The sequence below is a fragment of the Streptomyces sp. TAA486 genome (assembly GCF_000426165.1).
Genome location: NZ_AUEV01000016.1, coordinates 143458 through 166492, shown reverse-complemented (window position 1 = coordinate 166492; position 23035 = coordinate 143458). Strand labels below are relative to the sequence as shown.

Genomic DNA, 23035 nt, shown 5'->3' with positions numbered 1-23035 from the left:
GACATCATGGATCCGTGGACGTCGAAGAGAGCGACGGGACCGCGGTCTTCGAGGAGCACCGGCCGGTCCTGATGGGGGTCGCCTACCGCATGCTGGGCCGCGTCGCCGACGCGGAGGACGTCGTCCAGGACACCTGGCTGCGCTGGGCCTCGGCCGACCGCGCGGAAGTGCGGCAGCCCCGCGCGTTCCTCGTACGCGCCACCACGCGGCTCGCCCTGGACCGGCTTCGCTCGGCGCAGTCGCGGCGTGAGACCTACGTCGGGCCGTGGCTCCCCGAGCCCCTCCCCACCGACGTCCGTGCCGAGGTGGTTCCCGACGGCGCGGACCGCGTCGTGCTGACCGAGTCCGTCTCCGTCGCCGTCCTGGTCGTGCTGGAATCCCTCTCGCCGCTGGAGCGCGCCGTGTTCGTGCTCCGCGAGGCGTTCGGCTTCCCGCACGAGGAGATCGCCGCCGTCCTCGACCGCAGCCCGGCCGCGGTGCGGCAGCTCGCCGCCCGCGCCCGCAGTCATGTGGCGGAGCGCACACCCCGCTACGAGGTCGACCCCGTGCAGCAGCGCGAGCTGACCCAGCGGTTCCTCGACGCGGCCACCAGGGGAGACCTGGACGGGCTGCTCGCCATGCTCGCTCCGGACGCGCGTCTGGTCGGCGACGGCGGAGGCAAGGCCAAGGCGCCCATGCGGACGATCACTTCGGCCGGCAAGGTGGGACGCTTCATGGCCGCCATCGCCCAACAGGGGGTCGCGGACCTGGAGTTCGAGTTCGCGGAGATCAACGGCGCGGCGGCGCTGGTCGGTTCGCTCGGCGGCAAGCCGTCCGCCGTGATGCTCCTGGACGTGGCGGACGGCGTCATCCAGAGCGTGTACCTGGTTGCCAACCCCGACAAGCTGGCCCACCTCCAGGCACGGTGAGTCACGCGGACCGCATGCGGTGAGCGGTCCGCTCCTCAGGCCCCGCCGGTCACCCTCAGCACCGCGCCCGTCGTGAACGACGCCTCGTCCGAGAGCAGCCAGGCCACCGCGGCCGCGACCTCGTCGGGCTCGCCCGGCCGCCCCACCGGGATCGTCCGGGCCTTCTTCCACGGGCGGTCCGGGTCGCCCATGGTCGCGTGCATGTCGGTGATGACCGCCCCCGGCTGCACGGAGTTGACCCGCACGCCCTCCGGCCCGAACTCCTTGGCGAGGCCGACCGTCATCGCGTCGACGGCGGCCTTGGAGGCGGCGTAGTGCACGTACTCGCCCGGCGCGCCCAGCGTCGCGGCCCCGGAGGAGATGTTCACGACGCAGCCGCCGCCACCGCCGTGGGCCGTCGACATCTCCAGCAGGGCACGGCGTGCACAGAGCAGCGCTCCCAGCACGTTCACGTTGAGCACGCGGCGCATCACGTCCGTGGGTGTCTCGGTGAAGCGCCCCAGGGGCCCCGTCACCCCCGCGTTGTTCACCAGCCCGGTGACGGGCCCGAGTTCATCACGCACCGTGTCGAAGAGCCGGTCCACGTCCTCCTCGACGCTGGTGTCCAGCTGTACGGGCAGTGCCCGTACTCCGTGGGCGCGGACGGCACGCGCGGTGTCCTCGGCGGCCTCGCGGGAGCGCTCGTACCCGATGGCGATGTCGTGGCCGGCGCGCGCCAGGCGCACGGCGACGGCGGAGCCGATTCCGCGGCTGCCGCCGGTGACGACCGTGATCCGCTGCTGCCCTGCCATGGGACCCTCCGCTCCTCGGTAGGCGAACGATGATCGATCATCTCACCCGCTGTGCCCGCTGAACAGTCACCGTCGGTGCTTGATTGGTCTTGACCAAGGTCCCGGCCTCGCCCTAAGGTCGGCCATACGCAAGGACCTTTAAGAAACAAGCTCGAATAAAGCCCGTTCCGCACGGGCCGGCGGATGCAGGGGAAGGCGGAGCCACAGTGGGGACCACTCAGCTGGACGCGGTGCCGGAGCCGAAGTACTGGCACTTGAAGACCGTGCTGTCGGACGCGCTGGACTCCGAGTTCGAGGTCGGCGAGATCCTGCCCAACGAGCGCGAGCTGGCCGCCCGCTTCGGCGTCGCGCGCGCCACCCTCCGTCAGGCCCTGGAACAGCTCGAACTCGAAGGCCGCCTGCAGCGCCGCCGTGGCGTCGGCACGACTGTCGCGCCGCCCCGCTTCGGCGTGGACGTCGGTCCCGGCGAGCAGGGCTGGCCCGGCGCTCCCGACGACGCATGGCAGACCGGCGAGAGCGAGGAGACGACCGCGCCGGCCGCCGTGGCCGCGCTGCTGGGCCGGGACGCAGGTGAACCGGTGCACTCGGTGCGGCGCACCCGCATGACGCACGGTCAGCCCGTGGCGACGGAACTGCTCTACGTGCCGCACACCTCGGTTCCCGGGCTGCCCGCCATGGACTCGGCCGGGGGCACCGCACGCGGCCGCGCTGTGCTGCGCGAACTGCACCGCCTCGAACTGGACGGCCAGGAACGGACGGTGGAACTCGGCTCCGTGCGCGCCGACGACGCCCGCCAGCTCGATCGGCTGCCCGGCGCTCCCGTGCTGGTCGTCACCACCCGCTACGTCTCACAGGGCGTCACCGCTGCCGTCTCGGTCTCCACCTACCGGGCGGACACCTGCCGCCTCACCTTCGGCGAGAAGGTGCCCGCACCGGTCGTGCCGGCCCCGGAGGGCCCCGCGCCGGAGGCTGCGCCGCGGCGCCACCGCGCCGCGGCCGCGGGGCGTCTCAGCCACCGCTGACGCTGAAGAGCTCGCTCTCGACTTTGTCGAGAGCGAGCCGCAGTGCGCCCGTGGCGACGGCCGCCTCACCCAGCACCGACAGGGCGACACGCGGCGGCCGCAGGCAGTAGCGCTCCAACTCGTCGCGCAGCGGCCTCAGTACGTCGTCAAGTCCTGAGGCCCAGCCCCCGACGACCACGAGCTCCGGGTCGAGGGCCAGCACCAGCGCCGCCACGTCGTGCACGAGCCGTTGCATGAACCGCTCCATGGCTCGCTCCGCCTGCTCGTCGCCCGCGCGTGCCAGGGCGAAGACCTTGGCGACGGCCGCCTCGTCCAGGGGGTGAAGCGGTTCGCCCGTGGTCGACAGCAGCCGCTCCGGCGTCGCCTCGCGGCCCAGCAGATGCAGCGCGCCGATCTCGCCGGCGGCCCCGCCGAACCCACGGTGCAGCCGCCCGCCGATCAGCGAGCCCGCCCCCGGGCTCAGCCCGACGAGCACCATCACGACGTCCTCGGCGCCTTCCGCCGCGCCCTGCCAACGCTCCGCGACGACAGCGGCGTTGGCGTCGTTCTCCACGATGACCGGGCAGCCGAAGGCCGTCTCCCGGAGCTTCTCGCCCAGCGCCAGGCCGGTCCAGCCGGGCAGTGCCGTGCCCAACCGCACGGTGCCGTCGGCCTCGACGATTCCCGGGGTGCCCACACCCACCGCGCGCAGCGAATCGCATCCCGTGCCGCTCATGCTGATGAGCTCGGAGACGGTGCTGTGGGCCCGCATCAGCCGCTCGGCGGCGGGGGCGTCCTCGTCCACCTCGTGGGTGACCGTACCGGCGACCTCACCGGTCAGGTCGGAGAGCACGGCGACGATCCGGTGGACGCCGATCTCGACCCCGATGGCGTGGCCCGCCTCGGCCTTGAAGCGGAAACGCCGGGCGGGACGCCCGCGCCGCGCGGCGTGCTGCGTGCCGCCGGAGTTCTCCTCTGCCTCGGCCGCGAGCCCCGCGCCGACGAGCCCCTCGATCACGCCCTCCACGGTGGGACGCGACAGCTCCGTGGCGTTCGCCAGGTCCGTGAGTGTCAGCGGGGACCGGCCGAACTCGGTGCGCAGCACGCGCAGTACAGCGGTCGAGTTGATCCGTCGCAGCAGAGAGGGATCTCTGCCGGAGAGCCGCGTCAAGTCCGCCTCCTTGCCTCCGCCCTGAGCCGGATGGTATCCGGAAGCCGCAGTTACCGCGAGTACGGATATCTGGCCCCGGTGTGGCCGGACTTGGGCGAAGCGGAGTCTGCGGGGATGAGACATGCTCCGCTGTCGGCCGGTGGCGGTTTACTGGGGGAATGAACGACCTCGCACAACACCTCGCCACCATCGACCTGTTACGTGTCCGCCCCTTCCCGGAGCAGCGGGGCCGGCAGGCCGGAGTGGTCAGCGGTCCGGGCTACCACCTGGCCGAGCTGGCGACGAGCGAGGAGTTCTGGGAGGACGACGGCTCGGGCCGGCTCGTCGCCGGGGAGCAGTACGAGGCGGAGTGCGGGGCGTTGAGCGTGCTGCTCACCGGACGATGGGGCGAGCCGCAGGTCTTCAGCCTGAGCAGCACCCTGATGCGCGGAACCGGGGGAGAGGAGATGGCCGAGCCCTGGCAGGGGCTGAGCGGAGGCGTCCCGTACGTGGAGCTGTGGCAGGCGGACGGCCGGTGGGTCGCCGTGGGCGTCTCGCAGCTGGGTCCGGTGCTGCCCTTCCAGCTGATCGCGGCCGTTACCGTCAACGACCCTCCCTAGCCGCCCTGTTCGGACTCCGCGGCCTCCTGCGCCAGGGCGGCTTCCCGCAGCCGGGAGAACTCCTCGGCCATGGCCTTCGGCGTCCAATGTGCGTTCAGCCCGCTGGGGTTGGGCAGCACCCACACCCGCGCGCCGCCGATCATCCGTTCCTGCGGGCCGATCTGGGCCGCACGTTCGCCGAAGGCCGTTCGGTAGGCTGTCACGCCCACCACGGCCAGCCACTTGGGCCGAAGCCGTGAGACCTTGCGGGCGAGCTGCCTGCCGCCTTCCCGGTACTCCTCGGAACTCAGCTCGCCGGCCTGCGCGGTGGCCCGTTCCACGACGTTGGTGATGCCCAGCCCGTAGGTGAGCAGTTCGCGCTCCTCGTCCGGCCGCAGCAGGCGCGGTGTGAACCCGGACGCATGCAGGACGGGCCAGAATCTGTTGCCGGGACGGGCAAAGTGGTGCCCCGTGGCCGCCGACATCAGACCCGGATTGATGCCGCAGAAGAGCACGCGCAGCCCTTCCGCCGCCACGTCCGGAACGAGCCTGTCGCGGGCCGCCTCCAGCTCTTCCCTGCTTGGGCGGGGTGCGCGCCGCGTCAGAGGATCGCCCCCGGGGTGTAGGCGGCGGCCTCAGGGTGCTCCTTCGTGATCTCCTCGATGCGGGCGACGACCGTGCCGACCTGGCCGGCGGCGGCGCCGGTGAAGGCAAGACGGTCGTCCATCAGCGCGCTCAACTCGCCGTGTCCGAGCGGGATTCGCCGGTCCTCGGCGAGCCGGTCCAGCAGCTCGTTGCGCTCCGCTCCGGCCCGCAGCGCCAGCGCAGAGGCGACCGCGTGCTCCTTGATGACCTCGTGCGCCGTCTCCCGCCCGACTCCCGCCCGTACGGACGCCATCAGCACCTTCGTGGTGGCGAGGAAGGGGAGGTAGCGGTCGAGCTCGCGTTCCACGACGGCGGGGAAGGTGCCGAACTCCTCCAGGACCGTCAGGAAGGTCTCCATCAGCCCGTCGAGGGCGAAGAACGCGTCGGGCAGAGCCACGCGGCGCACCACGGAGCAGGACACGTCGCCCTCGTTCCACTGGTCACCGGCCAGCTCGCCGGTCATCGACGCGTACCCGCGCAGGACGACCATCAGGCCGTTGACGCGCTCGCAGGAACGGGTGTTCATCTTGTGCGGCATCGCGGAGGAGCCGACCTGCCCCTCCTTGAAGCCCTCCGTGACGAGCTCCTGCCCCGCCATCAGCCGGATCGTCTTCGCCAGCGACGAGGGCGCCGCGGCCAGCTGGACCAGAGCCGTCACCGCGTCATGGTCGAGCGATCTGGGGTAGACCTGCCCGACGGACGTGAGTGTGTGCGCGAAGCCGAGATGGGAGGCGACCCTGCGCTCCAGCTCGGAGAGCTTCTCCTCGTCCCCGCCGAGCAGATCCAGCATGTCCTGCGAGGTGCCGACCGGGCCCTTGACGCCGCGCAGCGGGTAGCGCGCGATCAGCTCCGTCAACCGCCGGTATGCGACGAGGAGTTCGTCCGCGCCGGTGGCGAAGCGCTTTCCGAGAGTGGTGGCCTGTGCGGCCACGTTGTGCGAACGTCCGGCGACGACCAGTTCGGCGTGCTCCCCGGCCAGTCGGCCCAGCCGAGCCAGCAGCGCGACGGTACGGTCCCGCGCCAGCTCCAGCGACAGCCGGATCTGCAGCTGCTCGACGTTCTCGGTCAGGTCCCGGGAGGTCATGCCCTTGTGCACGTGCTCGTGCCCGGCCAGTGCGTTGAACTCCTCGATGCGGGCCTTCACATCGTGCCGGGTGACCCGCTCCCGTGCAGCGATGGACGCCAGGTCGACGTTCTCCAGCACCCGCTCGTAGTCGGCGACCGCCTGTTCCGGCACGTCGACACCCAGGTCGCGCTGGGCCCGCAGCACCGCCAGCCACAGCCGTCGCTCCAGCACCACCTTCTGCTCGGGGGACCACAGACGGGCCAGCTGGGCGGAGGCGTAGCGGGAGGCAAGGACGTCGGGGATGCGGGGCTTGTCAGTCACATCACCCGATTCTACGGGGTGCCCCTTCGCCCTCTACGGGGTGTCCTCGCAGGCCAGCGCGGTCAGCTCCGGCCGCTTGGGAAACCGGCCGTCACCGCTGGAGCGGCCGGTCAGCCGCCGCCCGATCCAGGGCACGAGGTGCTCGCGTGTGAAGCGCACATCGGCTCGGCGCCGGGCCAGCCACGACAGTGAGGGGGAGGGCGCGAGGGGCGCGCGCCAGTCCGAGACGGCGGAATGGCCGAGCTGCTGGCACACCGCTTCGGCGACCCGGCGGTGGCCCTCGTCGGTCAGGTGCAGCCTGTCGTCGGCCCACAGCCGCGGATCGGCCAGCGGCCCACCGGTGTAGAGATCGACGACGGTCGCGCCGTGCCGTGCGGCCAGCTCGTCGATGAAGCCGAACAGGTGCTCCATGCGGGACCGGTAGCGGTCCAGGCCGGGGCCGTTGCGTCCGGGACTGCGCATCAGCACCAACTGTCCGCAGCTCGGCGCCAGCTTGCCCACGCTCTCCTCCAGCACGCCGCACACCCTGCCCATGTCGCACCGGGGGCGCAGCGTGTCGTTGAGGCCGCCGACGAGCGTCACCAGGTCGGCATTCATCGCGGCGGCGGCATCCACCTGTTCCGAGGCGATCTGCCCGATGAGCTTGCCGCGCACCGCGAGGTTCGCGTACCGGAAGCCTTCGCCCTCCGCCGGCGGCCCCTGGGCAGGTGCCGAGCCTGCGGCGTGGGTGGCGAGACGCCTCGCGAGCAGGTCCGCCCAGCCGCGGTAACTGCCGTCCGGGAGCCGGTCGGACATTCCTTCGGTGAAGGAGTCACCGATGGCGACGAAGCTGCGTATGACGGGGGCCTCGCGGGTCGCGGAGGCGTCTGGAGAGTCCTGCGTGGTGCTCACGGCAGTTCATCGTATCCGGTTGCTCAGGGCGACCTTTCACCGCTCTCGGCTCCTGCTCGGCTCCTCCTCCGGACTGCGGTGGACCAGTTCGCGCAGCACGTCCTCCATGGTGACGACGCCCGCCGTGCGCCCGCCGTCGTCCATCACCGCCGCGAGGTGCGTGCTGCTGGAGCGCATCGCTCCCAGCACGTCGTCCAGCGGCATCGACGCGTGGACCCGGGCGATGGGGCGCATCGCCGTGGCGGGGAAGGCCGCGTCGCGGGGGAGGGCGTCCAGCGCGTCCTTGACGTGCAGGTACCCCAGCGCCCGCCCCTTGCTGTCGACCACCGGGAAGCGGGAGAAACCCGAGCTGGCCGAGAGCTGCTCCAGCTCCTCCGGAGTCACCCCCAGCCGGGCCGCGACCACGGCCTCGGTGGGTTTCGCGATCGCCCCGACGGGACGCCGGCCGAGCTCCAGCGCGTCACGCAGCCGCTCGGTGGAGCGTTCGTCGAGCAGACCCGCCTCGCTGGAGTCGGCGACCATCTGCGCCAGCTCGTCGTCCGAGAACGTCGAGATGACCTCGCCCCGCGGCTCCACGCGCAGCAGTTTCAGCAGGCTGTTGGCGAAGGCGTTGACCGTGAAGATCACCGGACGCAGCGCGCGCGAGAGCGCCACCAGCGGCGGACCCAGCAGCAGCGCCGCACGCTCCGGCGCGGCCAGAGCGATGTTCTTGGGCACCATCTCACCCAGCAGCATGTGCGCGTACGTCGCCGCCGTCAGCGCGATGACGAAGGAGATGATGCCGGCGACGCCCTCGCTGACGCCCGTCAGATGGAAGAGGGGCTCCAGCAGATGCTCGATCGCGGGCTCGGCCACCACACCGAGGACCAGCGTGCACAGCGTGATGCCCAGCTGAGCCGCGGCCAGCAGCGCGGAGACGTTCTCCAGGCCCCACAGGACCCGGATCGCCCGCCTGTCGCCCTGCTCGGCGAGCGGCTCGATCTGCGCGCGCCGAACGGAGATCAGTCCGAACTCCGCGCCCACGAAGAAGGCGTTGGCGACGAGGGTCAGGAGCCCGATCAACAGCTGAATCACCGTCATCGGTCCACCTCCTCCTCGGCGCCGTGCTCCTCCTCGGGCTCCGGTGGAGCGGTCAGCTGTGCGCGGGCGGCACGGCGTCCGTGCGCGTCGACGACCTCGATGTGCCAGTCGGCGACATCCAGCGAGTCGCCCCGCTCGGGAATCCTTCCGAGCTCGGTGGCGACGAGGCCGGCCAGCGTCTCGTACGGACCCTCGGGAGCTCGCAGTCCGATGGCCTCCAACTGGTCGATGCGTGTGGCACCGTCCGCGTCGAAGACGCGCCGCCCGTCCGGGTCGCGGCCCGCGGGGGCGAGGTCCGGGGGTTCCTGGGGGTCGTGCTCGTCGCGCACCTCGCCGACGACCTCCTCGATGATGTCCTCGAGGGTGACGACGCCCGCCGTGCCGCCGTACTCGTCGATGACGACGGCGATGCTGCGGTCCCCGCCCGGCATGCGGTCCAGCAGCCGGTCCACCGTCAGCGACTCCGGCACGAGCAGGGGCTCCCGCATCAGCTCCGTCACCGGATAGCGCGCACGGTCGTCGGCCGGAACCGCCAGCACGTCCTTGATCCGTACGATGCCGACGACCGTGTCGAGTCCGCCGCGCACCACCGGGAAACGGGAGAGCCCGGTGGCGCGAGTGGCGTTGGCCACGTCCTCGGCGTTCGCCTGCACATCGAGCGAGGTGACCTGCACGCGCGGGGTCATGACGTTCTCCGCCGTCAGCTCTGCCAGGTGCAGCGTCCTCACGAACAGGTCCGCGGTGTCCGGCTCCAGTGCACCCTCCTTGGCCGAGTGGCGGGCGAGCGCGACGAGTTCGCGGGGGGAGCGGGCGGAGGCCAGCTCCTCGGTGGGTTCGAGCCCCATCCTGGACACGATCCGGTTGGCCGTGTTGTTCAGATGCCGGATCAGCGGACGGAAGACCGTGGAGAAGACCCGCTGCGGTGTGGCCACCGCCTTGGCGATGGGCAGCGGCTGGGAGATCGCCCAGTTCTTCGGGACGAGCTCGCCGACCACCATCAGCACGAGCGTGGAGAGCGCGGTGCCGAGGACCAGTGCGGCGGAGGGCGCCGCCGACGACGGCACACCCACCGCCCTCAGCGGTCCTGCGATCAGCTTCGCGATCGACGGCTCGGCGAGCATGCCGACGACGAGGTTGGTGACCGTGATCCCGAGCTGCGCACCCGACAGCTGGAAGGTCAGCGACCGCACTGCTTCCATCGCGCTGCGTGCGCCACGCTCGCCCCGCTGCACCGCACGTTCCAGATCGGCGCGCTCCACCGTGGTCAGTGAGAACTCGGCGGCGACGAACGCGCCGCAGGCCAGGGCGAGCAGCAGCGCGACGAGGAGGAAGAGCACCTCGGTCACCGGGCCGCCTCCGCTGCGGAGGGGAAAGCGTGGCGGGACGCGGGGAGCGATGCGGCGCGGGAGGGCGCGGTCACGCCGTGCCGGTCACGGTGCTGTGTGCTGTTGGGAGGGTCGCCCATGGGCGGACTCTCACACCTTTCGGTCAGGGCTGCATCTGCTCGGTGCCGGGGCGCGGGCGTCACCGGACCCGAGTCCGGAAATGACGGCGGTGGTTCATCGTAGACGGACGGTAGCGGCGCCGAGTTCCCAGGGAAGCGGCGCGCATGCTGCCCGGACCAGGCGTTCGGCCCCCGCTCTTCGCCGCTCGGCTGTCAGCCGCGTATGCGCAGCGAGGGCGTGAGCATCAGCAGCAGCACGATCAGGTTCGCCACGGTCCCGAACGGCACGTACCACAGCCCGAGCACGGCGAGCAGGGTCACCGCCCACCATGCCTGCGACGCCCCCGCGGCGAAGGCGGCCACCGAGGCGAGATACACCGCCGCGTAGCCGACGAAGACCCACATCACCAGCAGCGATCTGGGGTCGAGCCCGATACCCGAGACCAGGTTGGACCAGGGGCCGAGCCGGCCGGCGTGCGTACCGCTGCTGGGCGTCACGAAATCGCCCGTGACGAGCGCGTGAAGCCCGTCGAAGAGCATCCATCCACCTGTGACCGCCACCAGTGCGACCACGGCCCATCCCGCCCAGTTCACGCTGTCTCCCCCTACGTCGGTCACGGGCTTCCCCGCAGTCCCTCACGACGCAGAACTGTAGGGCGGGGCACTGACAGCGGCCCTGGACGGGCAATGCCCGGGCTCCGCCCCATAGCCGCTGCTAGCAGATGGGTGCTAGCTTTGAGGTGTGTCGAAGACTCAGCTGAACGTCCGGGTGGACGAAGCGACCGCACACACGGCGCGAGAGCGCGCCCTCGAGCGGGGGGTGAGCATGAACCGCTACATCGAGGAGCTCGTCGAGCGGGACGCGGGGGAGGCGGGCCAGACGTTCGTCGAAGCGGCGTCGGAGTTCATGAAGAGCTACGAGTCGGTCTTCGCCGAGGAGTTTCCGGAGCCCGGGCACCGCGAGAGCGAGGGCCTTCCGCGTACGTGACTCTCCGTATCGACCTTGCCTGGCTTCTGATGGTCGCGGAGTCGAAGGCCCCTGGTGATCCGCGCGTCACCGACTACGGGGCTCTCGTCGCCGCCGTCAGCAGGCACGAAGCGACAATACTCGAGCGCCCCGTCTACGCCGAGCCGCAGGACCGGGCAGCCGCGCTGCTGCAGCTTCTGCTCCACGTGCCCGCGCTGGAACGCGGCAACGCCCTGTTCGCGTGTGCCGTCGCCTACGGCTATCTCGTCGCCAGCGGACTGCGCGTCCAGGCCTCGCCCGAGAAGATCCGTGACCTGGCATGGCTCGTCAAGGACGGCTCCGCGGGCGTGCGCGACATCGCCCTCGAACTGCACAAGTGGACGAGCTGACACAACAGGATCCGCTGCTCCCCGCCCGGCTGTCCGGTCCGCAGGGGGAATTCAGGGCCGCAGTGCGCCGCCGAGCACATGGAACGAGGACGGGAAGACCGGGCCGTCCTTCGGCACGAGCAGCCGGCGGAAGGAGACCTCCGTGAATCCGGCAGCGGTGATCTCGCCGACCGGGTCCCTGCTCGTGTGACAGCCGCCGAAGAGCAGGGGCCACACCGTGCCGTCCAGTACCCGCTGGAAGCGGGCCATCCGGGGCCGTCCCTCAGCTCGGCCGTGCTCGTAGAAGCGCAGTTCACCGCCCGGCCGCACCACGCGCAGCACCTCTGCGAGGGCGCGGGAGACATCGGGGAGGGAGCACAGCACCAGCGAGAAGACCGCCGCGTCGAAGGTCCCGTCCTCCGCGGGGAGTGCGTCCGCCCTGCCCGGGACCACCTGCACGGGCACCCGCACCGCTTCGCTCCGTGCCGCCGCGTCGGCGGCCGCACGCAGGTGCGGCTCGGGTTCCACGGCGGTCACACGGGTGACGCTCGTGGGATAGCGGGCGAAGTTGAGGCCGTTGCCGGCCCCGATCTCGATCACCCTGCCCGAGAGCCCGGCCAGCAGCTCCTCCCGGTGTTCCTTCACCCCGGCCCGTACGTCCGCCGCTTCGCTCAGCCGCTCGTAGAAGCGCGCGAACAGCGGGTGGCGTACGGGTCGTTCACGTGGCGGGCGTGTCTCCGGTGCAGGCATGTCCGCTCCTTCCGGTGGGTTGCCGCGGCGCCTGACCCGTCGGGACGGCAGGGCAGGTTGCCCTGATTCTGCCCTGCCGAACGGTATGAGCGGGTTCCGGCCGGGAGTGAGAGCCTCAGATGTCCGTGCGGCTGCCGCCGAGTGCACCCGTGAGCCAACTCGGCGCCGCCGCACGGAAGTCGGAGGAGCTCATCGCTCCCGCGCCGGCGGGCAGCACACCGGCCAGCACAGCCCCAGCGGCCGCCGGCAGGTCCTCCACGTTGCAGCGTGTCGCCAGATCGGGCTCGGTGGGGAAGCTGCCGATCACCACGCCGAGGGTTCGCAGCCCGCGGGCGCGCAGGGCCTCCGTGGTCAGCGCCGTCGCGTTCAGCGTGCCCAGACCGGCGGCGGCGACCACCACCACCTCGGCGTCCAGCAGCCGGGCCGCGTCCGCGAGCGTCGACCCGGCCTCGTCGTAGCGCACGAGGAGCCCGCCCGCGCCCTCGACCAGCACCAGGTCGTGCCGGTCCGCCAGGTGGCGCGCGGCCTCCGCGATCTGAGCGGGAGCGACACAGGCGAGACCAGACCGCCGCGCGGCGGTACCGGGCGCCAACGGTTCGGGGTAGCGGACGAGTTCGGCCCCGGTGACCTCGTCGCCCGCCAGCTGCCGTACCTGCTCCACATCGGCGGGCTCGCCCTCGGCCACGCCCGTCTGGGCGGGTTTCAGCACCGCCACGGACAGCCCCTGTGACAGGGCCGCCGCGGCCATCGCCGCCGTGGCGACCGTCTTGCCGACCTCGGTGCCCGTCCCGGTGACGACGGTGATCCCGCGCACCGCCTCAGCCCTCCGACGCCGCGGCGAGCATCGCCGCGCAGATCGCCGACACGTCCTCGTCGCTCGTCACATACGGCGGCATCGCATAGACCATGTCGCGGAACGGCCGCAGCCATACGCCGCTGCTCGCGGCCGCCCGTGTCGCTGCGGCCATGTCGACGTCGTGGTCGAGCTGGAGCACGCCGATGGCGCCCAGCACCCGCACATCGGTCACGCCGGGCAGCTCCGTGGCAGGCGCCAGTCCCTCACGCAGTCCGTTCTCGACGCGACGTACCTCGCCCGCCCAGTCCCCCTCCAGCAGCAGGCCGACGGAGGCGTCCGCGACGGCGGTGGCCAGCGGATTCCCCATGAAGGTCGGGCCGTGTGCCAGCACCGGCACCTCGCCCCGCGAGATCCCGTCGGCCACCCGCCGGGTACACAGCGCTGCCGCGAGCGTGAGGTAGCCGCCGGTCAGCGCCTTGCCGAGGCACATCACATCCGGTGTGACACCGGCGTGCTCCGCGGCGAACAGGGCTCCCGTGCGGCCGAATCCGGTGGCGATCTCATCCAGTACGAACAGCACGTCGTGCTCGTCGCACGCCTCACGCAGTGCCCGCACGTAGGCGGGGGAGTGGAAGCGCATGCCTCCTGCTCCTTGCACGACGGGCTCCACGATCACCGCGGCGAGTTCGTCCGCGTGCCGGCCGACCGTCTCGTGGAGGTGACGCACATACCTCTCGTCCGGGGCTGTCTCGAAGCCGGAGGGCGGGGTGTCCGCGAAGACCTGCCGTGGGAGCACCCCCGACCACAGCTCGTGCATGCCGCCTTCCGGGTCGCAGACCGACATCGGCTGCCAGGTGTCGCCGTGGTATCCGCCCCGCCAGGTCATCAGCCGCCGCTTCGCTCCCCGCCCTCGCGAACGCCAGTACTGCAGGCACATCTTGACGGCGACCTCGACCGAGACCGACCCGGAGTCGGCGAGGAAGACGTGTTCGAGGCCCTCCGGTGTGATGTCGACGAGCCGCTTCGCGAGACGTACGGCCGGTTCGTGGGTCAGCCCGCCGAACATCACGTGGCTCATGCGCTCCAGCTGCGTGTGCGCCGCATCGTTGAGCACCGGGTGGTTGTAGCCGTGCACGGCCGACCACCATGAGGACATCCCGTCCACCAGCTCCCGCCGGCCGCAGAACTCCTCGGCCAGACGCAGACGCACACCGTCGGCCGACTCGACGACCAGCGGCGCGGTGCGGCCGGGCATGGGCCCGTACGGATGCCATACGTGCCGCCGGTCCAGGTCGAGCAACTCGTCCGGCTCCAACGGGACTTGAGGGCCCGATGTGGTGCGGTCCATGGGAAGTCGGGCCCGCTCAGGCATTGGGCGGCAGCGCGGTGCCGGCTCCCCGCCTGCGCACGGCGACCAGTTCTTCGGGGCGCTTCCCCGCCTGCTCGCGGTGCTCGGGCAGCGTGGTGGTCTCCGCGCCCTCGACCTCGAATCCCGCGTCCGCGATCATGTCCAGGTCGGACTGGCCCTCCTGCCCCTCGCTGGTCAGGTAGTCGCCGAGGAAGATGGAGTTCGCCAGGTGCAGCGCGAGCGGCTGCATCGAGCGCAGATGAACCTCGCGTCCGCCGGCCAGCCGCACCTCGGCGTCCGGGTGCACGAACCGCACCATCGCGAGGATGCGGAGCGCCCGTTGCGGAGTCAGATTCCACTCGCTCGCCAGCGGCGTCCCCTCGAAGGGGATGAGGAAGTTGACCGGCACCGAGTCCGGGTCCATCTCGCGCAGCGCGAAGACCACGTCCACCAGGTCCTCGTCGCTCTCACCCATGCCCGCGATCAGCCCGGAACAGGCGGACAGGCCGGCGCTCTGCGCCTGACGCACGGTCTCCTGCCGGTCGGAGTAGTCGTGGGTGGTGCAGATGTCCCCGTACGTCGCCTCGGAGGTGTTGAGGTTGTGGTTGTAGGCGTCGGCGCCGGCCTCCTGCAGGCGGGCCGCCTGGCCGTCGGAGAGCAGTCCGAGGCAGGCGCACACCTCGACGTCCTCGTGCTGGTCCTTGATGGCGGAGATGGTCTTGGAGACACGGTCGATGTCGCGGTCCGTCGGTCCCCGGCCGCTGGCCACCAGACAGACCCGCTTCGCGCCGCCCTTGAGACCGGCCTCGGCGGCCGAGGTCGCCTCGTCCGGCTTCAGCCAGGTGTACTTGAGGATCTCCGCCTGCGAACCGAGCCGCTGCGAGCAGTACGAGCAATCCTCCGGGCACAGGCCCGACTTGAGGTTGACGAGGTAGTTGAGTTTCACCCTCCGCCCGAACCAGTGGCGGCGCACCTTCCCGGCGGCGGCCACAACGTCCAGCAGTTCATCGTCGGAGGTCTCCAAAACGGCGCGGGCCTCGTCACGTGTCGGCAGCTCGCGGCGCAGACCCTTCTCAACCAAGTCATTCAGCAGCTCCATGATGGCGATCCTTGCAATTCCGCCGCTCAAGGCCAAGGGGGGAACTCACAACACTGCCTGTGCGAGGTGTGTGTATCGCCACACCACGGCCCTGCGGCCCAGGGGCTACCGTCTATGGAGTGCCGACAAAAGAGCGTGCCGCGTGCCCGGTTGCCGGTTCCGGTTTCCGGGCCTCGTCCCTGCTCGCGTTGCGGACGGGCCCGGCCCGCTACTGAGCCGGGCGGACACGAGGAGGACGAGCCATGCCCGATGAGTTCCGTGCCGCCACCGGCTCGTCAGGCGTGTCCGACGAGACCGGCCATGATGCGCGGCCCGCACCGGGGGAGGACCCCTTCGCGTGGACCGGCGGGGCCCGCCGCGCCCGGCAGCGTGCCGGGCTGGTGCGCGAGCTGCGCCCCCGTCCCGCCCGCTCACCGCTGCTGGATCTGGCGGGCAACGACTATCTGAGCCTGGCCCGCCATCCCGAGGTGACCGGCGCCGCCGCAGTGGCGGCGCAGACATGGGGAGCCGGCTCCACCGGTTCGCGCCTGGTCACCGGATCCACGGCACTGCATGCCGAACTCGAGGCGGAACTGGCCGAGTTCTGCGGGTTCGAGGCGGCACTCGTCTTCTCCTCCGGCTACGCGGCGAACCTCGCCGCGATCACTGCCCTCACCGCACCCGGAGGCCTGCTGGTCTCGGACTCCGGCAACCACGCCTCGCTCATCGACGGCTGCCGCCTCTCCCGCGCCGAGACCCACGTCGTCCCGCACGCGGATCCAGAAGCGGTACGCAAGGTGCTGGACGGGCACATCGGGCAGGCGCTCGCCGTCACCGACTCCATCTTCTCTGTCGACGGCGACGCGGCACCGCTCACCGGCCTCGCGGAGGTGTGCCGAGCGCAGGGAGCGGCCCTCGTCGTCGACGACGCCCATGGCCTGGGCGTGCTCGGCGAGGGCGGCCGGGGTGCGCTGCAGGCCGCTGGCCTCGCCGGTGCCACGGGTACAGTCGCCACCGTCACCCTCTCCAAGTCCCTCGGCAGCCAGGGCGGGGCGGTCCTGGGACCGGCACACGTTATCGCCCATCTCGTCGACACCGCCCGCACGTTCATCTTCGACACCGGACTCGCGCCCGCGGCGGCGGGTGCTGCGCTCGCCGCCCTGCGGGTGGTGCGGCGCGAGCCGGAGCGCTCCCTCCGAGTGCGCGCCGCCGCCACCCTCCTGTACGAGAGGCTGACCGAAGCCGGCCTGCGCGCCGGCCGTCCCGACGCCGCGGTGATCTCCGTACGGGCGCCCGCACCCGAGGACGCCGTGCGCTGGGCAGCGGACTGCCGAGCCGCAGGGCTTCATGTCGGTTGCTTCAGGCCGCCGTCGGTGCCGGACGGCATCTCCCGGCTGCGTCTGACGGCGCACGCGGACCTCAGCGAGGAGCAACTGGAATGGGCGGCCGGCACCATCGCCAGCACGGCACCGGCCGACGCTCGCTGAGCAGGTGACGGACACAAGCTCCAACGCCCGGGCCGACGTCCCGCCGTCCACTCCTCAGGCAGGGCCGCCGCCCGCGCGCGGCCGGACGGGCGGCAGCCCCACCAGTGAGGAGCGCCGCTCACCGTCCAGCACGCGCAGCGCGGTTGCCAGGGTCGCGCTGTGCAGTTCGCTCTCGCCGCGCTCGTGCATCAATGTCAGCGCGTCGCGGAGCGCAGCGGCCTTGCCCACCAGCGCCTGTGCCGCGCGCAGCCCGCTGTAGGTGTGCTCGCCCCGCGCCGGGTTGATGCGGCCGAGAACGTCGACCACCTCCAGGTACGCGTCGATCACCTGGCACTCCGCGCCGGTCATGGCGGGCAGCGGCGGCAGCTCGGGAGGAAGCACCGGCCCTCACCTCTCGGAGGGGTGACGGCCGGAGCCTTCGGTCCTGCGGCTGGCGGTGAGACGGTCGACCAGCCCGTATTCCACGGCACCTTCGGCATCGAAGATCTTGTCGCGCTCCAGGTCTGCCCGGACGGTCTCCAGGGTCTGCCCGGTGTGCTGCACGTACATCTCCTCCAGCAGACCCCGTGTGCGCAGCAGTTCCTTCGCCTGGATGGCCAGATCGTCGGCCTGACCCTGCACGGCCTCGGCGAAGGCCGGCTGATGGATGACGATGCGCGCGCCGGGAAGTGCCAGGCGCTTGCCGGGAGTTCCGGCGGCCAGCAGCACCGACGCGGAGGAGGCCGCCTGCCCCAGGCACACGGTCTCGATGTCGCAGCTGACGTACCGCATCGTGTCGTAGACCGCGGACATCGCCGTGAACGAGCCGCCGGGGGAGTTGATGTACAGCGAGATGTCCTGGTCGGGGGCGGCCGCCTCGAGGTGGATGAGCTGGGCCATGACGTCGTTCGCGGCCGTGTCGTCGATCTGCGTACCCAGGAAGACGATCCGCTCGTCCAGGAGCTTGGAGTACGGATCGAGCGTGCGGACGCCGGCGCTGGTGCGCTCGGTCAGCTCCGGAAGGACATAGCGGGCTGACGGTCTTTCGGGCATTAGCGCCACCTCTCCCTGGGCCAGGGCTGGAACGTCAAAAATGTACAGGACGTACATGAAGTTATGCTGGGAGCATGACGTACGAGATTCCGGTGACGCAAGCACGCGCGGCCCTCGCGGATCTGATCAACCGTGTGGTCTACGGCAGCGAGCGTGTGGTGGTCACGCGGCACGGCAAGCCGCTGGTGGCGCTCGTATCGGCTGCTGACCTGGAAAAACTCGAGAAGCTGAACGAGGCGGCCGAAGAAGGCGTGATCAGCACCGTCTCGGCGGTGCGTGAGGTGCCGTCCGCTGAAGGCGAACGACAGCGCTTCGGAATCGCCGCGCAGCACCGCGGCCCGGCCACCGATAACAGGCGGCCGGGCCGGGAGAGTTGAGCCGGACGGGGCGAGGCCCCGCCCGGCTCACTGTGAAGGAACTGCGCTGAGGCCTAGGAGCTGAGCTCCCAGACGGCGTGCGCGATGGCGTCGCTGTTCAGGTCGAGTGCCTTCTCGTTGACGTTCGAGATGTCGTCGCATTCCGAGTGGTAGCACTTGTCGTACGGCTCACCCGCCTTGCCGTCCCACTGCTTGGCCTGCTCCTCGGTCATGGTCTCGCCGGCGCCGGTGAAGGTGCCGCCGACGGTCACGCCCGCGTCCGCGAACGACGCGTGGTCGCTGCGCCCGTTCACCTCGGAGGACGTGGCCGTGGTGATGTCCTTGGACTTGAAGTAGTCCTGGAAGACCTTCTGCACGGCCGCGTCGTCGTCGTAGACGAAGTAACCCGCGTTGGGTGAGGCGATCATGTCGAAGTTCAAGTAGGTGTTGATCTTCTTCACGTCGCCCTCGGAGAGGCTGCCGACGTACTTCTGCGAGCCGACCAGGCCTTCTTCCTCGGCGCCCCACCAGGCGAAGCGCAGGTGCTTCTTCGGCTCCAGCTTCTCCTTGGCGACGGCGAGAGCGACTTCGAGGATTCCGGCGGAGCCCGAACCGTTGTCGTTGATTCCGGGGCCGCTGCCCACCGAGTCCAGGTGGGAGCCGGCCATCACCGTGTTGTCCTCGGAGCCGCCCTTCGGCCAGTCGGCGATGAGGTTGTATCCGGTCGTCCCGCCGTGGTCGAACTCCTGGACGTCGGTCTTGAATCCGGCGTCGTCGAGCTTCTTCTTGATGAGGTCGATGGACGCCTTGAAGCCCGGTTCGCCGTGTGCGCGGTTGCCGCCGTTCTCCTCGGCCACGGACTGCAGTTCCTTGAGGTCCTTCTGGACAGCGTCCACGGATATGTCGGGTGCTGCCGCCTGCTCGGGCTTGGCCGCCTGAGCGGCGCCTGCCCCGAGGAGTGAGGCCGCCAACGCGGTGCTCGCGGAGGCGATGATGAGCACACGACGCTTCTCTTTGCGGATCACAGGGACTCCGATGTTTGTGGGGGGTTCGAAGTTACTGCTCGGTGTTGCGTCCACACGAGAATCATCCGAGCGTCACCGCTCCGTCAAGAGCGTTCACCGGACGCGGGGTTGCGGCATACGGAGAGTCGCGATGGGAGGTGCCGGAACGTCCGGACATCGGATGAACAAGGGGCTGAACGCCGCCCACGTGCCCCAACAGGCGGCGTACGGCCCGTACTCGAGGGTGCGGCGTCGCTGTTCAGGGAGTCGGAACCCGAGGTCTCGTGCGCGACGGGTCTTCAGGCGACCCGGTGGTCTGCTTGCGCAGCCCGCCGACGGTGACGAACGTGAGGCCCGCCACGGCCCACACGGTGAGCACCAGCACGGGGGAGTCGGAGGCACTGCCGTCGAAGAAGCCGACGGAGCGCAGCAGCGTCGCCCCGGCACCCGGTGGCAGCCACTGGCCGATCGTCCCGAGAGGCTCGGGCAGCATCTCCGGGGCGGAGGTCACACCTGAGAACGGGTTGCCGAACAGCACCATCACCATCGCCCCCGATCCGATGCCCGCCGGTCCCAGCAGCGCGCCGAGACCTGTCACGCTCGCGCTCACCGCGAGCGAGATCAGTCCGAACGAGGCCGACTCCGCCCACCAGTCGCCGGTGAGCACACCGAGCCAGCTGTGTGTGAGCGCGGCGGCCACCGCGCCGGAGAGCGCCGCCGAACCCAGCAGCGCGGCGACTGCCCGGGTGCCGCGCAGCCCGAGCACCGTGACCATGGCGCCGGCCGCCACCCCGCCGATCGCCAGTGGCAGCACGCTCGAACTCAGCGCCGCACCCCGCGGATCGACCTCGGGGGCGGCGACCACGTCCGTCGAACGCGACGCCGTACCGGCCGGGGAGGGCCCGCCCACAGCCTGCTGCAGGGCCTGGGCCACCGTGGGGCTCGCCGCGCTCGCCGTCAGCGCGTGCGGTCCCTTCGGGGTCACGACGACCGCGCCGTAGACCTCGCGGTGCTCGATGGCGTCGCGGGCGGCCGCCTCGTCGTCGTACCGGTGTATCTCGAACGCCTCCCCGTCCCGGCTCAGTTTCTGCTCGACGGACGCGGCGGCGGCCGGCGGCCCGGCGACGCCGACGGGGAGATCACGGGGTGCCGTACGGGCGGCCGGCCAGGCGAACGCCCACAGCGCGAGGGCGAGGATCGCCGGGACGAGAAGGAGGACGGCGAGGAGCGCGCGGGGGTGCGGCGCCGGTGGGCGACGGAGCGAGGAACCGGGCATGCGGTGGCCCTCCCGATCTAAAGAGAAGGATCGTTCGTTTTACCTTGCTCACGGTCCCGCTCCGGGTCCCGCTTGTCAAGAATGAACGTTCGTTTTACTCTTCGGGCATGGCCCGCGTTTCCCAGGAGCACCTCGACGCAAGGCGGCGGCAGATCCTCGACGGCGCCCGTCGCTGCTTCAAGAGCAACGGCTTCCACGCCACGTCCATGCAGGACGTGCTCAAGGAGGCGGGCCTTTCGGCAGGTGCGGTCTACCGCTACTTCCGCAGCAAGGAGGAGATCGTCGCCGCGGTCGCCGCGGAGACGCTGGAGAGCGTGCGCGAGGCCTACGCGACGGTCGCCGCCGCCGATCCGCCGCCCACTCCGGACGAGCTCTTCGGTACCGTCCTCTCCCGGCTCCGCAAGTCGCTGGGCGACTCCGACGACCAGCGCGCGCTGCCACAGCTGCTGATGCAGGTGTGGGGCGAGACGCTGCGCAATCCCGACGTGGCACGCGTCCTCGCGGACGGGTACCAGGGTCTGCTCGGCCAGTGGGTGGTGCTCGTCGAGGCGTACCAGGCCCGCGGCTGGGTGGACCCCGAGGTCAAATCCGACCATCTGGCACGTGCTCTCATCGGCACGGTCCAGGGCTACTTCGTGCAGCAGGCGCTCTTCGGCGGCCTTGACCCGGCCGAATTCCAGGAGGGCCTGCGGGCGTTGGTCACCATGAACGTCCCGGAACTGCGCAAGCCGGAGAAGGCACCGGAGTGACGGCCGGCAACTCCTCGCCGGAGCACGGGGGATGACCTGCGGGCCGGGCCCACAGGGCAGGGTGACGCCGGTGCGCCCGGATGGCCGCGCTGCACAGGCGCGCCTCGGAGAGGGCCGGTAGATTCACGACTTGGTAAAGATCGCAAGCGCGCTCTGTCCCCTGCCTGCGGTGGGCAGGAAGGATCGGCGCAACTGTGATCAACGATCACTGTTGCGTCCAGCGGCCCACTTCAGGGGGGAGCCCCCAGTGAACATACGCAATACGAGCCTCGCCGCCGCCGGCGCAGCGGCGCTCACGGCAGGTCTCATCTTCGTCCCCTCGGCGTTCGCGGACTCCGGAAGCGGCCAGGCCGCGCCCGGTGGGGGTGCCGAGGCCCGTGGTGTGAAGGCCGCGGCCGTCCGAGCGGCGAAGGAGGGCGTCGACTGGAAGGACTGTCCCAAGGACTGGGGCCTTGCGAAGCCCATCCAGTGCGGCTTCGTCACCGTGCCCGTCGACTACGCCGACCCGGGTGGACGGACCATCAAGATCGCCCTCGACCGCGCCAAGAGCACCGGCGGCAAGGAGGACCGCCAGGGCTCGCTGATCTACAACCCGGGCGGCCCCGGCGGCTCCGGCATGTCCTTCCCCACGCGTGTCACCAGGGACAACGCCCTGTGGACCAAGACGGCCAGGGCATACGACTTCGTGGGCTTCGACCCGCGCGGGGTGGGCCACTCGTCACCCATCTCCTGCATGGACCCGCAGGAGTTCGTCAAGGCTCCGAAGCTGGACCCGGTGCCTGACGACGAGGCGGACAAGCGGGCGCAGCGCAAGCTGGCCCAGGAGTACGCCGACGGCTGCAAGGAGCGCAGCGGCAGTCTTCTGCCGCACATGACGACGCCCAACACGGCCCGCGACCTCGATGTCATCCGTGCCGCGCTGGGCGACAAGAAGCTGAACTACCTCGGCGTCTCCTACGGCACCTACATCGGCTCCGTCTACAGCACCCTCTTCCCCACGCATGTGCGCCGCATGATCGTGGACAGCGTCGTCAACCCCTCCCGTGACCAGATCTGGTACAAGAACAACCTCGACCAGGACGTCGCTTTCCAAGGACGCTGGGAGGACTGGACGAAGTGGGTCGCCGAGCACGATGCCACCTACGGCCTCGGCGACACCGCCGCGAAGGTCGAGGCGCAGTGGAAGAAGCTGCGGGCCGAGGCGAAGAAGAAGCCCATCGGCGGCGTCGTCGGACCGGCCGAACTGCTCGGTTTCTTCCAGAACGCCCCGTACTACGACCAGATGTGGGCTCCTGTTGCCAAGGCGTGGTCCTCGCACGTCAAGGGTGACGAGAAGGCACTCGTCGACGCCGCCGGCCCCGACATGGCGGACAAGGCCGGCAACAAGGCGGCGGAGAACGGCAACGCCGTCTACACCGCCGTCGAGTGCACCGACGCCAAGTGGCCCACCAGCTGGAAGAAGTGGGACCGGGACAACACCAGGCTGCACGAGAAGTACCCGTTCCTCACCTGGTCGAACGCCTGGCTGAACCTGCCGTGCGCCACTTGGCCCGTCAAGCAGCAGCAGCCGGTGGAGGTCGGTGCGGACAAGGGACTGCCGCCCGTTCTGATCGCTCAGTCCGAGCGGGACGCCGCCACGCCGTACGGCGGCGCAGTCGAGGTGCACAAGCGTCTGAAGGGCTCACGCCTGATCACCGAGCGGGACGCGGGATCGCACGGCATCACCAACGTCCGGAACCCCTGCATCAACGAGCGCGTCGAGACCTATCTGCTCGAGGGCGGTGTCGGGGAGAAGGACGCGGTGTGCGCTCCGCACTCGAAGCCGGTGCCGCAGATCATCGGCGAGGGCCTGACCTCCGCCGAAATCAAGCCCGGCCTGGCCTCGCTGCACGCCCCGCGCTGATCCGGGAGCCCGCACCGCACGGCGC

Annotated in this window: 25 protein-coding genes; 9 read left to right on the top strand and 16 right to left on the bottom strand. The window is 70.8% G+C overall.

Annotation, left to right across the window (positions count from 1 at the left end; translation table 11 throughout):
* Window positions 1-14: 14 nt before the first annotated feature.
* Window positions 15-908: an RNA polymerase sigma-70 factor gene (locus I004_RS0122145; RefSeq protein WP_028437312.1), complete on the top strand. Its 894-nt coding sequence runs from the start codon at window positions 15-17 to the stop codon at window positions 906-908.
* A gap of 35 nt (window positions 909-943) precedes the next feature.
* Here I004_RS0122145 and I004_RS0122140 read toward each other — a convergent pair whose 3' ends face one another.
* Window positions 944-1699: an SDR family oxidoreductase gene (locus tag I004_RS0122140; protein WP_028437311.1), complete on the bottom strand. Its 756-nt coding sequence runs from the start codon at window positions 1697-1699 to the stop codon at window positions 944-946.
* Between the two features lie 206 nt (window positions 1700-1905).
* Here I004_RS0122140 and I004_RS35350 point away from each other — a divergent pair, with 206 nt between their 5' ends.
* Window positions 1906-2721 carry a GntR family transcriptional regulator gene (locus I004_RS35350; RefSeq protein ID WP_078511598.1) on the top strand — a complete coding sequence of 272 codons (816 nt, stop codon included), beginning with the start codon at window positions 1906-1908 and terminating at the stop codon, window positions 2719-2721.
* On the opposite strand, the gene I004_RS0122130 is transcribed toward I004_RS35350, so the two are convergent.
* Window positions 2708-3871, bottom strand: coding sequence for an ROK family protein (locus tag I004_RS0122130; protein WP_028437310.1), 1164 nt, complete (start codon window positions 3869-3871; stop codon window positions 2708-2710). The two genes, I004_RS35350 and I004_RS0122130, sit on opposite strands and share 14 nt — an antisense overlap.
* Before the next feature lie 158 nt (window positions 3872-4029).
* On the opposite strand from I004_RS0122130, the gene I004_RS0122125 reads away from it, so the two are divergent.
* Entirely contained in the window at window positions 4030-4470 is a 441-nt protein-coding gene (locus I004_RS0122125; RefSeq protein WP_028437309.1) for a hypothetical protein, read from the top strand.
* Here I004_RS0122125 and mug read toward each other — a convergent pair.
* The 6 genes from mug to I004_RS35345 all read right to left on the bottom strand — a co-directional run bounded on the left by mug (window position 4467) and on the right by I004_RS35345 (window position 10490).
* A complete protein-coding gene (gene mug / locus I004_RS0122120; RefSeq protein ID WP_037977274.1) occupies window positions 4467-4985 on the bottom strand; it encodes a G/U mismatch-specific DNA glycosylase in 519 nt (172 codons plus the stop codon). The two genes, I004_RS0122125 and mug, sit on opposite strands and share 4 nt — an antisense overlap.
* A gap of 65 nt (window positions 4986-5050) precedes the next feature.
* On the bottom strand, window positions 5051-6481 hold the full coding sequence (purB, locus tag I004_RS0122115; protein ID WP_028437307.1) for an adenylosuccinate lyase: 1431 nt from the start codon (window positions 6479-6481) through the stop codon (window positions 5051-5053).
* Between the two features lie 33 nt (window positions 6482-6514).
* Window positions 6515-7372 (bottom strand): SGNH/GDSL hydrolase family protein, encoded by an 858-nt coding sequence (locus I004_RS0122110; protein ID WP_028437306.1) that lies wholly within the window; start codon window positions 7370-7372, stop codon window positions 6515-6517.
* A 36-nt stretch (window positions 7373-7408) separates the two neighbouring features.
* Window positions 7409-8452 (bottom strand): hemolysin family protein, encoded by a 1044-nt coding sequence (locus I004_RS0122105; RefSeq protein WP_028437305.1) that lies wholly within the window; start codon window positions 8450-8452, stop codon window positions 7409-7411.
* Complete coding sequence (locus tag I004_RS0122100; RefSeq protein WP_028437304.1) at window positions 8449-9798, bottom strand: hemolysin family protein; 1350 nt, start codon at window positions 9796-9798, stop codon at window positions 8449-8451. Before I004_RS0122100 ends, I004_RS0122105 begins: the two co-directional genes overlap by 4 nt.
* A gap of 311 nt (window positions 9799-10109) precedes the next feature.
* Complete coding sequence (locus I004_RS35345; RefSeq protein ID WP_037977272.1) at window positions 10110-10490, bottom strand: hypothetical protein; 381 nt, start codon at window positions 10488-10490, stop codon at window positions 10110-10112.
* 148 nt (window positions 10491-10638) lie between these two features.
* Between I004_RS35345 and I004_RS0122090 the strand changes: the two genes are divergently transcribed.
* Window positions 10639-10884, top strand: coding sequence for a toxin-antitoxin system HicB family antitoxin (locus I004_RS0122090; RefSeq protein ID WP_028437302.1), 246 nt, complete (start codon window positions 10639-10641; stop codon window positions 10882-10884).
* Window positions 10881-11252, top strand: coding sequence for a hypothetical protein (locus I004_RS0122085; RefSeq protein WP_028437301.1), 372 nt, complete (start codon window positions 10881-10883; stop codon window positions 11250-11252). Before I004_RS0122090 ends, I004_RS0122085 begins: the two co-directional genes overlap by 4 nt.
* Before the next feature lie 51 nt (window positions 11253-11303).
* Here the strand turns inward: I004_RS0122085 and I004_RS0122080 are convergent, their stop codons facing one another.
* The 4 genes from I004_RS0122080 to bioB form a co-directional block, all read right to left on the bottom strand.
* Entirely contained in the window at window positions 11304-11981 is a 678-nt protein-coding gene (locus tag I004_RS0122080; RefSeq protein WP_028437300.1) for a class I SAM-dependent methyltransferase, read from the bottom strand.
* Between the two features lie 115 nt (window positions 11982-12096).
* Window positions 12097-12795, bottom strand: a complete 699-nt coding sequence (gene bioD / locus I004_RS0122075; RefSeq protein ID WP_028437299.1) for a dethiobiotin synthase — start codon at window positions 12793-12795, stop codon at window positions 12097-12099.
* 4 nt (window positions 12796-12799) lie between these two features.
* Window positions 12800-14125, bottom strand: a complete 1326-nt coding sequence (locus I004_RS0122070; protein WP_037977270.1) for an adenosylmethionine--8-amino-7-oxononanoate transaminase — start codon at window positions 14123-14125, stop codon at window positions 12800-12802.
* Between the two features lie 16 nt (window positions 14126-14141).
* On the bottom strand, window positions 14142-15224 hold the full coding sequence (gene bioB / locus I004_RS0122065) for a biotin synthase BioB (RefSeq protein WP_028437297.1): 1083 nt from the start codon (window positions 15222-15224) through the stop codon (window positions 14142-14144).
* Between the two features lie 242 nt (window positions 15225-15466).
* On the opposite strand from bioB, the gene I004_RS35340 reads away from it, so the two are divergent.
* A complete protein-coding gene (locus I004_RS35340) occupies window positions 15467-16690 on the top strand; it encodes an 8-amino-7-oxononanoate synthase (RefSeq protein ID WP_078511592.1) in 1224 nt (407 codons plus the stop codon).
* Window positions 16691-16744: 54 nt separating this feature from the next.
* Here the strand turns inward: I004_RS35340 and I004_RS0122055 are convergent, their stop codons facing one another.
* Together I004_RS0122055 and I004_RS0122050 are read right to left on the bottom strand one after the other, a co-directional pair.
* Window positions 16745-17071 carry a hypothetical protein gene (locus I004_RS0122055; RefSeq protein ID WP_028437296.1) on the bottom strand — a complete coding sequence of 109 codons (327 nt, stop codon included), beginning with the start codon at window positions 17069-17071 and terminating at the stop codon, window positions 16745-16747.
* Between the two features lie 6 nt (window positions 17072-17077).
* A complete protein-coding gene (locus I004_RS0122050; RefSeq protein WP_028437295.1) occupies window positions 17078-17722 on the bottom strand; it encodes an ATP-dependent Clp protease proteolytic subunit in 645 nt (214 codons plus the stop codon).
* A gap of 74 nt (window positions 17723-17796) precedes the next feature.
* Here I004_RS0122050 and I004_RS0122045 point away from each other — a divergent pair, with 74 nt between their 5' ends.
* Window positions 17797-18099 (top strand): type II toxin-antitoxin system Phd/YefM family antitoxin, encoded by a 303-nt coding sequence (locus I004_RS0122045; RefSeq protein WP_028437294.1) that lies wholly within the window; start codon window positions 17797-17799, stop codon window positions 18097-18099.
* Between the two features lie 53 nt (window positions 18100-18152).
* On the opposite strand, the gene I004_RS0122040 is transcribed toward I004_RS0122045, so the two are convergent.
* Both I004_RS0122040 and I004_RS35335 read right to left on the bottom strand, forming a co-directional pair.
* On the bottom strand, window positions 18153-19103 hold the full coding sequence (locus I004_RS0122040; RefSeq protein ID WP_051345306.1) for a M28 family metallopeptidase: 951 nt from the start codon (window positions 19101-19103) through the stop codon (window positions 18153-18155).
* Between the two features lie 238 nt (window positions 19104-19341).
* On the bottom strand, window positions 19342-20358 hold the full coding sequence (locus I004_RS35335; protein WP_051345305.1) for an ABC transporter permease: 1017 nt from the start codon (window positions 20356-20358) through the stop codon (window positions 19342-19344).
* A gap of 107 nt (window positions 20359-20465) precedes the next feature.
* On the opposite strand from I004_RS35335, the gene I004_RS0122030 reads away from it, so the two are divergent.
* Window positions 20466-21107: a TetR/AcrR family transcriptional regulator gene (locus tag I004_RS0122030; RefSeq protein ID WP_028437292.1), complete on the top strand. Its 642-nt coding sequence runs from the start codon at window positions 20466-20468 to the stop codon at window positions 21105-21107.
* 253 nt (window positions 21108-21360) lie between these two features.
* Window positions 21361-23010 carry an alpha/beta hydrolase gene (locus I004_RS35330; RefSeq protein ID WP_078511629.1) on the top strand — a complete coding sequence of 550 codons (1650 nt, stop codon included), beginning with the start codon at window positions 21361-21363 and terminating at the stop codon, window positions 23008-23010.
* The last annotated feature ends 25 nt before the right edge of the window (window positions 23011-23035 follow it).